The following is a 16,177-nucleotide window of genomic DNA, read 5'->3' as shown; positions in this document are numbered from 1 at the left end:
TAACCGTTCGGGCAACATGGCCGATTCACCCGAGCGGCCGTATACGCAAAACAACGCATTGCCCGTGCACGCAGCGGCTCACCGCGCGGTGATGCTGTTCTTGAGCTGAGCAAACTGCTTCTTCAGCCGTGGCACCGCAAAGTCCGTGAAGGTCCGCACCTTCGGCACCGAGAGCCGGCCCTGCGGACAGATCAAATGCGCGGGCATCTCGGGATCCTCCTCGCCGGCCAGCACGATCTCGAGCTCGCCGCGCGCGACCTGCTCGCCCACCTGGTACGAATACATTCGCGCCACACCGCGGCCGGCGACGGCCGAGGCCACCGCCGCATAGGTGCTGTTGACGACAAGCCGCGGCGTGAACTGTACCGTGCGGGCTGCCGATGACCCGGCCTGCGGTGCAAAGGTCCAGGAATTGGGAAGGTGCGCCATCGCGACGATCTGGTGCTTGGCGAGGTCGCCGGGCTCGGTGATGCGCGGGTGCTGCTTCAGATAGCGTGGTGATGCCACCACGACGCGGCTGATCTCGCCGACCCGCATCGCGACCATCGCCGAATCCGCGAGATGGCCGATGCGGAGCGCGACGTCGACCCCCTCCTCGATCAGATTGACCGCACGATCGAACAGCAGGAGTTTTGCCGACACGGTCGGAAAGGCATCGAGAAAGGCATCGAGGATCGGCCGCAGCACCATCTCACCCGACACCACGGGCGCAGTGATCGTGAGCGAGCCACGGGGCGCCGTGCGAGGCCCGGCCGCAATGTCGTCGGCCTCCTCCAACTCGGTGAGCACGCGGCGACAGACTGCGACATAGCGCTCGCCCTCCTCGCTCAGCTTGAGCGAACGTGTGGTCCGATGCAGCAGTTCGGCGCCGGCCCGCTGCTCCAGGAAAGCAATGGCGCGGCTCACCGCCGCCGGCGAACGGCCGAGCTTGCGGCCCGCAGCCGCGAGGCTGCCCTCGTCCACCGCAAGGACAAACACCTTCATCGCATCCAGACGATCCATACGTTTCCCGCCAGCCATCGAGCTCCGACTCCAAGCTAGGCGTTCGCTCCCGCTGCGACAACCGCCGCCGGGCGACGGCCGGCATTCGTTCGCGCCGCGAAAGAGTGTCTGCCGGACAGCGCATATTCGCAGCTGGCCCGCTGCGGCGTACGTCATATGCCAAGCCAGCCGCCGCTGGCGCAGATTATGAACGCCAACAACAGGAGCCCGTCATGGGTATCGAACAGAAGGTCGCCATCATCACCGGTGCTTCGCAGGGCATCGGTGCCGCCCTAGTCCAGGGTTTTCGCGATCGCAACTATCGTGTCGTCGCGACGGCACGCTCCATCAAGCCGTCGGGCGATGACGATGTCCTCGCCGTTCCCGGCGACATCTCCGAGAGGGGTACCGCCGAGCGCGTGGTCTCCCAAGCCATCTCCCGCTTCGGCCGTGTCGACACGCTGGTCAACAACGCCGGCATTTTCGTCGCAAAGCCGTTCACGCAGTACACGGCGGAGGACTATGCGGCGGTGATGGGCACCAACGTCGCGGGCTTCTTCCACGTCACGCAGCTCGCCATCGCCGAGATGGAGAAGCAGGGGCACGGCCACGTCGTCCAGATCACAACCACGCTGGTCGACCAGGCCAATTCGAACGTGCCCTCGGTGCTGGCCTCGCTGAGCAAGGGCGGGTTGAGCGCCGCGACCAAGTCGCTCGCGATCGAATATGCCAGGCGCGGTATCCGCGTGAACGCGGTGTCGCCCGGCATCATCAAGTCGCCGATGCACCCCATTGCGACGCACGCCCAGCTCGATGCGCTGCATCCTGTCGGCCATATGGGCGAGATGTCCGACATCGTCGATGCTGTGCTCTATCTCGAAGGTGCCTCCTTCGTCACCGGCGAAATCCTGCATGTCGACGGCGGCCAGAGCGCCGGCCACTGAACGCTAGCGCCTTCGCGCACGAGGACGACATGACAAACGCAGATGCCAAGCAGCAAGTCCACCCCCGATCGCATCAGCGGTCGGGTTCGACATCACAGACTTCCTCACAGCAAACCTGGCGATATGCGGTAGCAGGATTGTCCGCATCGCTGGTCGGGCTTGGCCTCGCGCGCTTTTCCTACACGCCGCTGATCCCGGCCCTGATCGCCGCAAAATGGTTCGACCCGTCCGACGTCATCTATCTCGGTGCAGCGAACCTGGCCGGCTATCTTGCCGGCGCGCTCGCGGCGCGGACCGTGGCCGCGCGCATCGGCGCCGTTCGCGGCTTGCGGGCGATGATGTTGCTCGCGACCCTCTCCTTTTTTGCCAGCTCGACCCCGGTGTCGTTCACCTGGTTCTTCGCCTGGCGCTTCCTGTCGGGGCTCACCGGCGGAATCATCATGGTACTGGCGGCCTCCGTCATTCTGCCGCATATCTCGGCGGCGAGGCGCGGCATCGTCGGCGGCGTGATCTTTGCGGGCGTCGGGCTCGGTGTCGCCGCATCCGGCACGCTGGTGCCGCTGTTGCTGCAGCAAGGCTTGCAACAGAGTTGGTATGGTCTTGGCGTGCTCGCGGGCACGCTCACGCTGGTGAGCTGGTGGAACTGGCCCGCTGAGGCCAAGGCCGATACCGTGTCATCGCAGCGGGCGAGGCACGCTTCGCCCGCTGCTCGCGGCTTGCTCATCCAATACGGCCTCAACGCGGTGGCGTTGGTGCCGCACATGGTCTTCATCGTCGATTTCGTCGCGCGCGGCCTCGGCCAGGATATTGTTGCGGGATCGCACTACTGGGTGCTCTATGGCCTTGGCGCAATCGTCGGCCCGCTGGTCACCGGTCATCTCGGGGACCGCGCTGGGTTTGGACCGGCGCTGCGCGCCGCCTTCCTGATCGAAGCGGCCGCCGTGTTGCTCCCGACCGTCAGTACCGCGCCTCTCCCGCTAATCGTATCGAGCGTGGTGGTCGGCGGCTTCACACCTGGCATCGTACCGCTCGTGCTCGGACGCATCCATGAGCTGGTCCCACATTCTGCCGAGCAGCAGCGCACGACATGGAGCCATGCCACGACCAGCTTTGCGCTGTTCCAGGCGGCCGCGGCCTACGGCTTCTCCTGGATCTACGCACAGACCGGCGGCGATTATCTCGCCTTGTTCGCGCTGGGCGGCGGCGCCGTGGTGCTCGCACTCGCGATTGATCTTGCCCTGCCGCTTGCCACGCGCAAGGCTTAGAACGCCGCGGTCGTCGCGATCAGGAATATTGCATCACGCCGTCGTCGATCCGGCCGAACCGCAAGGAGACGATGTCGAGCGCGTAGTTCTGGTAGAGCCGCCACGGCTGCTTCGAGCCTTGCTTCGGCATCTTTGCGACCGAGCGCTGCACATAACCCGAGGTGAAATCGAGCGACGGCTGCGCCGTGATCGTGGGATCGTCATTATGTGGCATGCACTGCCGGAAATTGTGCCGGTCCATGTAGTTGATGAGCCGACAGACATATTCGCAGGTGAGGTCGCATTTCAGCGTCCATGATGCGTTGGTGTAGCCGAACGCAGAAGCCATGTTGGGCACGTCGGCATACATCATGCCCTTGTAGGTCAGCGTGTTGGCGAAATCCGCGGCGCGGCCGTCGACACTGATGTCAAGACCGCCGACGACCTGGAGCACCAGTCCCGTCGCGGTCACGATGATGTCCGCCGCAAGCTCGCTGCCGTCCTTCAGGCGGATACCATCGTGCGTGAACGTGTCGATCTCTTTGGTGACTACGGAGGCGCGCTGCTCGCGGATCGCCTTGAACAGGTCGCCATCCGGCACAAGGCAGAGCCGCTGGTCCCACGGATTGTAGCGTGGCGTGAAATGGGTCGCGACGTCGTAGTCGGGGCCGAGCGCCATCTGCACGCCCTTGAGAACCAGCTCCTTCACCTTCGCAGGGCGGCGCCGACTGAGCTGGAAGAAGAACATCCCCCACATCACGTTGCGCCAGCGGATCAGGTGATAGGCAAGCCGCGTCGGCAGATTGCGCCGCAATTTGTTGGCGACGGGATCCTGTGCAGGGCGCGACACCACATAGGTCGGCGAGCGCTGCAGCATGGTGACCTGCGCGGCCGTCTTGGCGAGCTCCGGCACCAGCGTCACCGCGGTCGCGCCCGAGCCAATCACGACGACGCGCTTGCCGGCGCAGTCGATGTCGTCGGTCCATTTCTGCGGATGCACGATGCGGCCGGCGAAATCCGCGAACCCCGGAAACTCCGGCGTGTAGCCCGCCTCGTATTTGTAATAGCCCGAGCACATGAACAGGAAATTGCAGGTGAAGCGCACGGTTTGTGCCACGCCCTCGCCGGTGATGCGCTCGGCCTCGACGGTCCAGCGCGCCTCACTCGTCGACCACGCCGCACGCTCGACCCGATGGTGAAAGCGAATGTGCTTCTCGATGCCGTTCTCGGCTGCGGTTTCGCGAACGTAGCTGAGAATTTGCGCGCCGTCGGCGATCGCCTTCGGATCGGTCCAGGGCTTGAAGGAATAGCCGAGCGTGAACATGTCGCTGTCGGAGCGGACGCCGGGATAGCGAAACAGGTCCCAGGTGCCGCCGATACGGTCGCGTCCCTCGAGGATGACGTAGCTCTTGGTCGGACATTTGGTCTGAAGATGATAGCCCGCGCCGATGCCGGACAGGCCGGCACCGACGATCAGCACGTCGAAATGGTCTTGAGCCATTGTTTCCTCCGCTGCCAAGGATTGTCTGACCGGGATCATTGCTCGTCAACTGGCAATCGGCCTGAGACAACCTCGGGGAGACGCGTGCGTCACGCTCAAGACAACAAAGCCCCGGATCGCTCCGGGGCCTTGCATCGAAAATAGATACGATCAGCGGATCAGTAGCGGTAATGGTCCGACTTGTACGGACCTTCCTGCTTGACACCGATGTAATCGGCCTGGTCCTTGCGCAGTTCGGTGAGCTTGACGCCGATCTTGGCGAGGTGCAGGCGCGCGACTTTTTCGTCGAGCGACTTCGGCAGCACGTAGACTTCCTTCTTGTACTTGCCGTCCTTGTTGTTGGCGAAAAGCTCGATCTGCGCCAGCGTCTGGTTGGTGAAGGAGGCCGACATCACGAAGGACGGATGGCCCATCGCGTTGCCGAGGTTCACGAGGCGGCCTTCCGACAGCATGATGATGCGGTGTTTGTCGGGGAACTCTATCTCGTCGACCTGCGGCTTGATGTTGGTCCATTTCAGGTTACGCAGACCCGCGATCTGGATCTCATTGTCGAAGTGACCGATGTTGCAGACGATGGCGCGATCCTTCATTGCGCGCATGTGCTCGATCGTGATGATGTCCTTGTTGCCGGTCGCGGTGACGAAGATGTCGGCGCGGGGCGCGGCGTCTTCCATGGTCACGACTTCATAGCCTTCCATCGCCGCCTGCAGCGCGCAGATCGGATCGACTTCGGAGACCATGACGCGGCAGCCGGCCTGGCGCAGCGAGGCGGCCGAACCCTTGCCGACGTCGCCGAAGCCCGCGACCATCGCAACCTTGCCGGACATCATCACGTCGGTGCCGCGGCGAATGCCGTCGACCAGCGATTCACGGCAGCCATAGAGGTTGTCGAACTTCGACTTGGTGACGCTGTCGTTGACGTTGATGGCGGGCCATAGCAACGTGCCAGCCTTCTGCATGTCGTAGAGACGATGCACGCCCGTGGTGGTTTCTTCGGAAACGCCCTTGATGCTCTTGGCGATCTCCGCGAAGTAGCCCTTCGGCTTCTCCTTGAGCTGCTTCTTCAGAAGCGCGAAGAAGACTTCCTCTTCTTCCGAACCCGGCTTGTCCAGGAACTTGGTGTCGCCGGTCTCGGCGCGCAGGCCGAGATGGACGTACATGGTGGCGTCACCGCCGTCGTCGAGGATCATGTTCGGGTGACCGCCGCCGTGCCAGTCGAACAGCTTGGCGGTGTAGTCCCAGTACTCGGTAAGGCTCTCACCCTTGACGGCGAATACCGGAATGCCGGCGGCTGCGATCGCCGCCGCGGCGTGGTCCTGCGTCGAATAGATGTTGCAGGAGACCCAGCGGATGTCGGCGCCGAGCGCGGCCAGCGTCTCGATCAGCACGCCGGTCTGGATCGTCATGTGCAGCGAGCCGGCGATACGCGCGCCCTTCAGCGGCTGCTTCGGGCCATATTCTTCGCGGGTGGCCATCAGGCCGGGCATCTCGGTCTCGGCGAGCGAGAGCTCCTTGCGGCCGAAATCGGCGAGCGAAATGTCCTTGACGATGTAATCGGTGAAGCCGGGCTTCGCGTTCATTGCGGGCGTCCTGTTGTTGAATTGGTCATCCCGGGTCACCCTGGAGGGGCGAGCCCGGAATCTCGAGGCGATCGATTAGGAATTCCGGGTTCGCCGCTATCGCGGCGCCCCGAAAGGTCGTCGGTGATCAGACCGCGCGCTTGAGCGCTTCGACGAGATCGGTCTTCTCCCAGGAGAAGCCGCCCTCGTTGTCGGGAGTACGGCCGAAATGGCCATAGGCGGAGGTGCGCGCGTAGATCGGGCGGTTGAGATCGAGATGGCTGCGGATGCCACGCGGGGTGAGATCCATCGCCTTGGCCGCGGCCTTCTCGAGCTGATCCTCCGACACCTTACCGGTGCCGTGGGTGTCGATGTAGATCGACAGCGGACGCGCCACGCCGATGGCGTAGGCGAGCTGCAGCGTGCAGCGATCCGCAAGACCGGCCGCGACGATGTTCTTGGCGACATAGCGGGCGGCGTAAGCCGCGGAGCGGTCGACCTTGGTCGGATCCTTGCCGGAGAACGCGCCGCCGCCGTGCGGGGCCGCGCCACCATAGGTGTCGACGATGATCTTGCGGCCGGTCAGGCCGGAATCGCCGTCGGGACCGCCGATGTAGAACTTGCCGGTCGGGTTGATGTGCCAGATGGTCTTCGCAGTGATCCATTCCTTCGGCAGCGCCTCGCGCACGTAGGGCTCGACGATGTCGCGAATCTGCTTGGACGAGATGTCCTCGATCAGATGCTGATGCGACACCACGATCTCGCGCACGCCGACCGGCTTACCGTTCTCGTACTGCACCGTGACCTGGCTCTTGGAGTCCGGGCCCAACACCTTCTCGCGGCCGGAGTGGCGCGCTTCCGAGATGAGGCGCAGGATCTTGTGGGCGTAAAAGATCGGCGCCGGCATCAGATCCGGCGTCTCGTTAGTGGCGTAGCCGAACATAATGCCCTGGTCGCCCGCGCCCTCTTCCTTGACTTCGCCCGGCTGCAGCGCATCGACGCCCTGCGCGATGTCGGCCGACTGCGGATGCAGCAGGATCTCGATGTCCGCCTTCTCCCAGTGGAAACCTTCCTGCTCGTAGCCGATGTCCTTGATCGCGGCGCGCACGACGCCTTCGATCTGCTCATTGGTGACGGATGCAGGACCGCGGGTCTCACCGGCGATCACGACCTTGTTGGTGGTCGCGAGCGTTTCGCAGGCGGCACGGATTTGCCAGGGATCGATGCCTGCTTTCGGTCCTTCGCGGTAGAACAGATCGACGATCTCGTCGGAGATCCGGTCGCACACCTTGTCCGGATGGCCTTCGGACACGGACTCGCTGGTGAAGAGATAGGACGCGCGCATCAGTAACCCCTTGTTCCGCCGCTAGCTGGCGGGCGTTGCGATATTTAGCTTTGAATGATGTCAATCACGCCGGCGCGAGATGACGTAGGATTCGTCGAGAAACCAGAGCCCATTGTACTTTCGCAGCACGTCCCTGGCGGCGTCCAGAGTGCGGCCGTTTTGAGTCATTTCCGTCAACCGGTCGTCCTCAATCTGAGCGACATACACCGCCGCATTCCAGGCTGCAAAGGCTGTCGAGGTTCCGATAGTACCCGTCACCTCGTTGGGCAGCGCTTCCATATCATACCTGAAGATCGAGCGGTTATCTGCGTAAGCATTAAAATTTAAGTCGCGGCCCACCGAGCCGAGCTCGTACTTCACCGCGCGCAATAGCTCATGACGGCTCACCGAGAAAGGATTTTCTCCGGGCCAGATCGCCTGGATCATCTCCATGCCCGGATCCTGGCCGTGGGAGTGAATACCGATCAGGCGGCCGCCTGCCCGCAAGGCCCGCGCCAGGGGCGCAATAATCCGTTTTGCCCTGAAATTGACCGAGGACAGCGCGCGGTATGGCTGGGATGCAATAACGAGGTCGAAATTGGCCTCGGCCTGGCCCGGCCGCGGTATGGTCGAATCGAGCAGAAACCGCTGGTCTTCACGGTACAGCACCAGCACGACAGGCCGCTCATAGAGCGGCATCCCCGTGCGCGGGCTGACAGCCGCGCGCCAGTTCTGCTCCAAAAACGGCTTCAACTCCGCGATTTGCGTCTCGAACTCGCCCGAGGAAGCCCCCCGCAGGGGAACCTCGTGCCAAACGGTCGCCGCGGCCGCCGCGGGCGATGCCGGCGTGAGCCAGGGCGCCTCCGCGTAGAGCATGTTGGTAAAAACGAACACCGAGGCCGGATGCTCGAAAATGCGATCCGGCACCTTGTCCAGCGTCAGGCGGAGGTCCTCGAGACTGAGTTCCTTGCCGGCGACATAGAACGGCATGTGCGGAAAGCGCTGATGCATCGAGCGCAGCACGCGTGCCAGTACCGTGCCGTCGCCCACGCCGGCATCGAACACGCGCAACGCCGGGGGCCGGGGATGGATGCTGGCAAGCTCCAGCGCCACGCGCTCGGCGACCACCCGCTTCTCACTGCAAGTGTGGACGAACAGCAGGTATTTCTGCCGGTTCTCGAAAAAGCGGAAATTGCCGCGCGGATCGCGCTTTTCCGGGGGCACCTGAAGCCCCCGCGGCGGCGGCACACCGCCGACCATCGATGCAGCCATGTAGGCCTGGATCCGGTCCAGGGTGTCGATCGTGATGCGCTTGCCCTCGCGCAGGCGGTGCACGAGCTTCCCATCGTTCACCGCGCGCCGGCCGAACGTCGACTCCGCCATGTCCGCCTTACGGCAAAACTCGGTGATTTGGCTTAGGATTTCGTCATTCTTCATGGAGTGGGACGCAGTGGGCAGAGGGATTGGGTAGTGCCTCCTAGCAAAATCTGCCCACCGAGGGAATAGGGGTAGGCCGCCCCCCGTTTGCCGTGTGTACAACAGGGAGCCGTGAACCACCTTCCCCTGCCGGGCAACAAACAGACGCCTCTCCTCTACGGGACCACCGCCAATGCGTCGCCTGCTCATCACGCTCTGCCTGCTTGCCGCAACCCTGTGGTCGGCGCCAGCTTTTGCGCAGGCGCGCAACCAGCTGGGGCCGCTCTGCACCACCGACACCACGCCGGCGGACCAGATGATCGATGCCTGCACCAAGATCTCGCGCTGAAGGTGTTCAAGGGCTAGCTCGCGACGGTCTATTTCTGGCGCGCAGTCGGCTGGAACAAGAAGGGGGGACTACCCAAAGGTCATCACCGACGCCACGGAAGCGATCCGGCTGCAGCCGAGCCAAGCGCCCCACAATCAGCGCGGCTCTGCCGACTATGACAAGGGCGAGCTCGACGTCGCGACCGCGGATTTCGTGCGCTGAAGCTCGGCCCGTCCAGCGGCACCATCTTCCACAACCGCGGCAATGCTGGCGCGGCAAGGGCGATTACGCCAAGGCGATCGCCGATTGCGACGCCACGATCAAGCTGCAGTCGAAATCGGCATTGTCGTTCCAGAACCGCGAATCGCGAAGGAGGCGCTCGGGGATCTCAACGGCACGCTGACCGACATCAACCAGGCGATCCGGCTCGATCCGACGCTGCCGCAGCCACTGATCAACGGCTCCGCAATCTGGTGTGCGAGAGGCGATCTCGATCGCGCCATTGCCGACGGCTCCGAGCCATCCGGCTGACCAAGGAGAAGCCGCCCGCCAACATTATGATGGCGCCGAACAACGTGCTGATGTCGCGTTACCCGCCCGCGCGCAGGCCTATGAGACCAAGGGCGATTACACCCGCGCGAGGGGATCATGGCATCTGATGCCGGCAGCACGGCCAACCACCACAAAGGTGCGGCTGTCGCTAGTGACGGATGCAGCCGCCAATCCCGCGCGATGCGCCGACCCAGCCCACGTCGGCGCCGGCGCCGCAGACTGGCGGGGCGTCAGTGCCTATCGCCTGCTCCGGCCGTTCGCGGCCCGCGGATGGCGCTGATCATCGGCAACGGCGCCTATGCGCACGTCAAGGCACTGCTCAATCTGCCTAACGACGCGCGCGCCGTGGCCAAGAGCCGAATGGGGTCGCCACAGGGGTCAATTCCTCATTTGCAGGGTTGGCGCGTTTACACTGGATCGCTCATCAGCTAGGCATACCCCTTCGCTGAGGCGCCACCCGGGACCCATTGATGAAGACGGCCCACAAAATTGGCCTTGCCCGCATGATTTATCACGCGGTTCATGCCGGGCGCACGCTGCTCGGCCGAACCGACCGGCAGGTCGTGGTCAGGGACGGCATAAGCTATGATCTGGACCTCTCTCAGGGCATAGATTTTGCCATCTATCTCGGCGGAATTTTCGAGCGCAGCACTGCAGTCGCTCTGAGCAAATTGGCCGAGCCCTCCTCTCTCGTGCTCGATATCGGCGCAAATATCGGGGCGCACACGTTGCGCTTGGCTAAGCTCGTTGGTCCAAATGGGCGAGTCATCGCGTTCGAGCCGACCGAATTTGCATTCCGAAAGCTTCGACGCAATCTCGATCTCAATCCAACGCTTGCCTCCCGGGTGGAAGCGCTCCATTGCTTCCTGACGGCCAATGACGCGACCCCCGTTCCGAACGCGATTTATTCCAGTTGGCCGCTTGCAGCCGAGGCCGGATTGCATGCCAAGCATCTTGGCCGCGAAATGCAGACGGAATCGGCACAGGCGCGGAGTCTCGACAACGTTCTGGCACAGGGGGCTGATCGCAAGGTTCAGCTGGTCAAACTTGATGTGGACGGCTTTGAATGTGACGTACTGCAAGGCGCCACTTCATTGCTTCGCGATACGCGCCCAATCTTCGTGATGGAACTGGCGCCCTATGTGCTTGAGGAACGGGGGGCCTCGCTGGACCAGCTTCTTTCCTACTTCATTCCGAATGGCTACTCGTTTTACGATGAGCGGACGCAAAAGCGGCTGCCTTCCTCGGCCAAGGAGCTGCAGGGGATGGTTTCGAGCGGTGAAAGCGTGAACATCATCGCGCGTGTGGGCTGATCCACTCGGAACTTCACGCAATCAGCCCCTTGCGCTCCCTGGTTGCAGTTCGAAGCTGGTTCAGTCTACAAAAGCCGGGCGCGTGCCGGGGCAAGGGACCAACACGGCATTTGACCGATCCATCAATACGGACGCAAGTCCCGACACGATCTGAGGCTGCAATGAATCTAGCGCACTCTGCCGTTCCGCTGCAGTTGAGCAGCCTGCGCAAGCGGGAATTACTGGAACACGTAGATACTAATCTCGATGACCTGGAACACTGGCGCAAGTTCAATGCCGCCTACCATGAAGACGACCGCAAGTTCATGCGATTTCTCATTCCGCCCGGCAAACGGGTTCTGGAACTCGGCTGCGGCACCGCGCGTCTACTCGCCGCATTGCAGCCCTCTTACGGCGTCGGCATCGATTTCAGCGCCAAGACCATTGCCAAGGCGCGCGAGTCGTTCCCCCACCTTCATTTCGTTCTGGGCGATGTTGAAGATCCGGCTACGCTGGCCGGGATCGAAGGACCATTCGATTACATCGTGATCGCCGACACCATCGGCATGTTTGAAGATATCGATGGTACATTAAGACAAGTGCATCATTTGTGCACGCCGTCGACACGGATCATCATCGCCTATTACTCCCACCTATGGGAGCCGATTCTGAAATTTGCCGAACTACTGCGTTTGCGCAGCAAGCAACCAAGAATCAATTTTATTGCGACGACTGACTTTCTGAATCTGATGGACCTCGCGGATTTCGAAGTGATCAGTCAGGAGCAAAGGCAATTGCTGCCAAGGCGATGGTTGGGAGTTGGTCCCTTCATCAACCAGTTCATCGCGCCGCTGCCCGGCATCAGAAATCTGTGCCTGAGAACCTATATCGTCGGACGTCCGGTGCTGCCATTTCCAGATCGGAAACTATCGGTGAGCATCGTTATCCCTTGCCGGAACGAAAAGGGCAATATCGAAAACGCCATTTTGCGAATGCCGAGATTTGCCGCGAACCAGGAAATACTGTTCGTGGAGGGGAATTCGCGCGACGGCACCTTTGAGGAGTGCGAGCGGGTACGCGAGGCCTACAGTGATAGCTGGGACATCAAGGTGATGAAGCAGGAGGGCAAGGGCAAAGGCGATGCGGTCCGGAAAGGTTTCGCAGCAGCGAACGGCGACGTGCTGATGATTCTGGATGCCGACCTGACGATGCCCCCGGAAATGCTGCCGAAGTACCATGCAATCATCGAGAGCGGAAAGGCCGAATTCGTGAACGGAACCCGCCTGATTTATCCCATGGAAAATGAGGCGATGCGGCCGCTCAATTTCATCGCCAACCGCTGCTTTGCCTATATGTTCAGTTACCTGGTGAATACGCGGCTGACGGACACGCTCTGCGGCACCAAGGTACTTTTGCGAAAGGACTACGAGGTGCTGGCCCGGGAGCGCGACTATTTCGGCAACTTCGACCCGTTCGGCGATTTCGATCTAATCTTCGGCGCCGCGAAGCAAAACCTCAAAATCATCGAGACACCGATTCATTACAAGGCGCGGACGTTCGGCGAAACTCAGATTTCCCGATTCCGTGACGGATGGCTGTTGTTGAAGATGGTTTGGTTCGCGTATCGCAAACTCAAGGCCGTTTGAGCGGTGAGCCATGACGAACAGCGCCGACGGATTGAATCAACGCCAGATCATTCATCGGGACGTATGGGAGACAAAGAAGGCGCTACGGCTCCTTTACCGCGACTACCATCGGCAGCTTTTTGAGAGCTGTCCCGAAGGCGCCGTCCTCGACATCGGCGGCGGCACCGCCCATATTAAGGAAACTCGTTCCGACGTTGTCTCTGTCGATATTCTGTCCTTTCCGGGTATCGACGTGGTCGCCGACGCTCACCGGCTACCATTCGGGAACGGCCTCTTTGCCGGCGTGGTGATGCTCGATGTCTTGCACCATCTTGAGCGCCCGATCGAATTCCTCAAGGAAGCGTCGCGCGTGCTGAAACCTGGTGGAAGACTGGTCATGATCGAGCCCGCGATGACAACGCTGGCGCGCAGGTTCTACGATCGGTATCACGAAGAGCCTGTGGATATGAATGCCGACCCATTTGCTTCGGTGGCGATCAATCCCGACCGGGACCCTTTCGACGCCAATCAGGCTATTCCCACCCTCCTGTTTGCCACCGCGCCGGCGCGTCGGCGTGTCGAGGAGACGATTCCCTCGTTGCGCGTCCGAAGTGTGGACTGGCACAGCCTGTTTGCCTATCCGATGAGCGGCGGATTTCAGAAATGGTCATTGATTCCAGCAGCGCTGGTAAGCCCGACGCTGGCATTCGAGAACTTGGTGCCCGCAATTCTCCGAAAGCATCTGGCATTTCGGATGATCGTTATAGTCGAGCGAATATAGGGTGCAAGCAGCTGTTGCGGATTTCCGGATTTGCTATCGAGCTCGCTTCTATCCGCCGCATCCATGACCGGATGCTGTTCGGAGCCAGGCTGATATTCTGGCCGCTTATCGTGTTGACGCTGGTATCGCTAGCGCTTCAGCTCGGTGGCTGGCAGAGCGAATTCAACGTCTCCGGACCATTTGCAGAGGAGACGAATCCGCCACGGGCTTCCCTCGTATTAGAGCTCCCCGCGGATGGACTCGCTCGGTGGTGGAGGCAGCCGCTGATCGGAGACGACGGCGGCAATCTCTCTAAATCATCCCTAAAGCTGCGCATCAACGGCCGCGAGATGGGGCCGCCACATACCCTGCACGAAACGATTCGGACAGGTCACACGACCGGCTTCAGCCACTGGGGGCGCCAAATAATCTTCGCGCTTCCCCCTGACATCAAGAATGGCCCGGAAACAACAGCAACACTTCGGTACAAAGTACGGCCGAGGATTTGGGTGACATCCGCCCTGGCAGTTCTGAGCACCCTGCTGGGCTATTTTGTATGCTCCGGTCCGCTCAGAGCGGTCACGGAACGCTGTGGAGAGCCAATCAGGGCGGGGGTCCTAAAAGTGCCTTACGTGATATTGTCGGGACTTTGCTGGGCCGGCTTGGTCGCCTCTGCGGTATATATCCTCTCGAGCCTCTATGCCTTGGTAACGGGATGGGCGCTGCCAACGACCGCGCTCATTCATTGGTCGTCAGTCACCGAATGGGCCGCCAGCAATGAGCCCTATTTCGGCTATCCACTTTTGATGCTGGCCGGCCTCGGGACGGTAACGACGTGGCTCGTCGGCTCGAATCCGCTTCACCAGGGAGCGATCGAATCAAACGAACAGTCGCTGCAACGGCTTCTCGCATGGTGCGAATTTCCGATCACCGCGTGTGCCCTTGTTCTTTGCATGAGCGCGATATGGGCGGGACTCGTCAGACCGGGGGACCCGAACGCGACCAACATTGGCGGTCTGCTTCCCTTTCTGGACGGGGGCAATTATCTCGCCGCCGCCTTCGATCAGGTAAAGGACGGCGTTTGGAACGCGCCGGCCCTGCGGCGGCCCTTGGCTGCGGCTTTTAGATCTGTTCTTTTGTTTCTTGGTAATTCTTCCGTGCAACTCATGCTCATCTTGCAAGCCTGTCTGGTAGCAGGGGCCGCCTGCTTCGCGACCCATGCCATCGCCGCGTGGCGCGGCGTCTGGGCCAGCGTAGCCTTTCTTGGGTTGACGTATATCTACAGCCGCTACTTTGTGCCCACTGCTCTCACTGAGCCGTTTGGCTTGTTCTGGGCGCTGTTGTCGATCCCGTTTTTCATCAAGGCTTTCCGTGATCACTCGGTTAACGCGGCGCTGGTGGCGTTTGCGATGACGACCGTGGCGCTGACGACGCGAATGGGCAGCATGTTCACGATTCCCGCACTAGCAGTGTGGCTGGTTTGGCAATTCGGCAAAGGCCCCGCGGCAAAAATCAGGACTGGCACCATAGCGATCTGCATTTTGCTCAGCGTTTTCGTGCTCAATTCGCTACTGCAAAGAGCTTATGCAAGAGGTCCTAGTCCCAGCACCGGGAACTTTGCTTACGTGCTCTGCGGATTGTCGATCGGGACAACATGGGACGGCTGTGTCAAAAAACTTGCCGCAGAAGGCACCCCCATTGAAGGCTCCGAAGATGACCGTACGCGGCAACTGTATTCGGCGGCCTGGAGAAATTTTCGCGCGCAGCCCGGAACCTTTATCCGGCGACTGACCGATAGCGCTCAGGCCTTCGCTACGCAATTTCCCGAGGTAGTTTGGAGGGGCTACGGACGGATCAACGCGCCTGATTGGCTACTTCGGAATGTACTGACTGCGATGGCCCTCACCGGATTTTTGTACGGCGCTGCGAGAAGAGCCAACGCTGTCGAACTTACGTTCTGGACTCTTCTCTGGGCAAGCATCGTGGTTTCGTCCTCCTTGATCTACTTTGATGACGGCGCACGCTCTCTCGCCGCGAGCCATCCGATGATGGCGCTTTTCTTTGCGCTGGGGATGAGCAACCTGGCACAGCTACCGGCGAAATCCACCTCGCGCTCTCAACTAGCACGAAACGGTTTCGTTGGATTAATCGCTGCGGCAATGCTCTTTGTTTGCGTTCCGTGGATAGCTCATCGCTTCTCTCCCATCTCGGCCTTAGTAAGCGCAATCCCGCTCCCAAAACCAAACGAGACTTTTGTCTTCGGGGGACACCGAATGTCCGGCTTTCTCGTAGTCGAGGACAACCAGCCTCTTCGCGACGACGTACCGTCGCTTCATCTGGCGGACTTCGATGCCATCATCACACAGAGCGGCGTGGAACAATATCAAGAACTAGTTCACCCGATGCTGCCGCCGCTGCCGTTTGGCTTCGTCTTTGCTCCGCGCGTGGAGAGTGGCAGCAACAGCGGCCTCCTTTACATCGTGCCAGCGGAGGTGGTTGAACATCGTGAAGTTCCAGTCTGGCATTTCGATCTCAAGCGATGGCGCGAAAAACCAGATTTCGAGCGATGGTTCGACAAACAGGACGACACTGACGACTATTGGATCTACGTGACAAAGGCTGAGCCGTGGCAACCGCTGGATCCAAAATAG

At 61.3% G+C, this 16,177-nt stretch carries 11 protein-coding genes and 1 pseudogene; 7 read left to right on the top strand and 5 right to left on the bottom strand.

What is annotated here, in order from left to right; all coding sequences use genetic code 11:
* Nucleotides 1-78 precede the first annotated feature (78 nt).
* On the bottom strand, nucleotides 79-1,002 hold the full coding sequence (locus ABIB91_RS30655) for a LysR family transcriptional regulator (RefSeq protein ID WP_354170050.1): 924 nt from the start codon (nucleotides 1,000-1,002) through the stop codon (nucleotides 79-81).
* A gap of 212 nt (nucleotides 1,003-1,214) precedes the next feature.
* Between ABIB91_RS30655 and ABIB91_RS30650 the strand changes: the two genes are divergently transcribed.
* Nucleotides 1,215-1,925 (top strand): SDR family NAD(P)-dependent oxidoreductase, encoded by a 711-nt coding sequence (locus tag ABIB91_RS30650; RefSeq protein ID WP_354170048.1) that lies wholly within the window; start codon nucleotides 1,215-1,217, stop codon nucleotides 1,923-1,925.
* 29 nt (nucleotides 1,926-1,954) lie between these two features.
* On the top strand, nucleotides 1,955-3,190 hold the full coding sequence (locus tag ABIB91_RS30645; protein ID WP_354170046.1) for a YbfB/YjiJ family MFS transporter: 1,236 nt from the start codon (nucleotides 1,955-1,957) through the stop codon (nucleotides 3,188-3,190).
* Between the two features lie 19 nt (nucleotides 3,191-3,209).
* On the opposite strand, the gene ABIB91_RS30640 is transcribed toward ABIB91_RS30645, so the two are convergent.
* The 4 genes from ABIB91_RS30640 to ABIB91_RS30625 all read right to left on the bottom strand — a co-directional run bounded on the left by ABIB91_RS30640 (nucleotide 3,210) and on the right by ABIB91_RS30625 (nucleotide 8,990).
* Complete coding sequence (locus ABIB91_RS30640; RefSeq protein ID WP_354170044.1) at nucleotides 3,210-4,670, bottom strand: flavin-containing monooxygenase; 1,461 nt, start codon at nucleotides 4,668-4,670, stop codon at nucleotides 3,210-3,212.
* Nucleotides 4,671-4,828: 158 nt separating this feature from the next.
* Complete coding sequence (gene ahcY, locus ABIB91_RS30635; RefSeq protein WP_354170042.1) at nucleotides 4,829-6,250, bottom strand: adenosylhomocysteinase; 1,422 nt, start codon at nucleotides 6,248-6,250, stop codon at nucleotides 4,829-4,831.
* 127 nt (nucleotides 6,251-6,377) lie between these two features.
* Nucleotides 6,378-7,574, bottom strand: coding sequence for a methionine adenosyltransferase (metK, locus tag ABIB91_RS30630; protein WP_354170040.1), 1,197 nt, complete (start codon nucleotides 7,572-7,574; stop codon nucleotides 6,378-6,380).
* A gap of 60 nt (nucleotides 7,575-7,634) precedes the next feature.
* A complete protein-coding gene (locus tag ABIB91_RS30625) occupies nucleotides 7,635-8,990 on the bottom strand; it encodes a hypothetical protein (RefSeq protein WP_354170038.1) in 1,356 nt (451 codons plus the stop codon).
* Between the two features lie 172 nt (nucleotides 8,991-9,162).
* Between ABIB91_RS30625 and ABIB91_RS41770 the strand changes: the two are divergent.
* The 5 genes and pseudogenes from ABIB91_RS41770 to ABIB91_RS30590 all read left to right on the top strand — a co-directional run.
* Nucleotides 9,163-10,206 (top strand): annotated as a pseudogene (locus ABIB91_RS41770) (tetratricopeptide repeat protein); the annotation flags it as partial.
* Between the two features lie 113 nt (nucleotides 10,207-10,319).
* On the top strand, nucleotides 10,320-11,162 hold the full coding sequence (locus ABIB91_RS30605; RefSeq protein ID WP_354170030.1) for an FkbM family methyltransferase: 843 nt from the start codon (nucleotides 10,320-10,322) through the stop codon (nucleotides 11,160-11,162).
* Between the two features lie 161 nt (nucleotides 11,163-11,323).
* A complete protein-coding gene (locus ABIB91_RS30600; RefSeq protein ID WP_354170028.1) occupies nucleotides 11,324-12,787 on the top strand; it encodes a glycosyltransferase in 1,464 nt (487 codons plus the stop codon).
* Nucleotides 12,788-12,797: 10 nt separating this feature from the next.
* Nucleotides 12,798-13,547 (top strand): class I SAM-dependent methyltransferase, encoded by a 750-nt coding sequence (locus ABIB91_RS30595; protein ID WP_354170026.1) that lies wholly within the window; start codon nucleotides 12,798-12,800, stop codon nucleotides 13,545-13,547.
* Nucleotides 13,430-16,177 (top strand): hypothetical protein, encoded by a 2,748-nt coding sequence (locus ABIB91_RS30590; protein WP_354170024.1) that lies wholly within the window; start codon nucleotides 13,430-13,432, stop codon nucleotides 16,175-16,177. Before ABIB91_RS30595 ends, ABIB91_RS30590 begins: the two co-directional genes overlap by 118 nt.

The organism is Bradyrhizobium sp. JR4.3, from assembly GCF_040547695.1.
Taxonomy (GTDB): Bacteria; Pseudomonadota; Alphaproteobacteria; order Rhizobiales; family Xanthobacteraceae; genus Bradyrhizobium; species Bradyrhizobium canariense.
The sequence above is the reverse complement of the archived record's forward strand: the minus strand, read 5'-3'. Positions and strand labels throughout refer to the sequence as shown.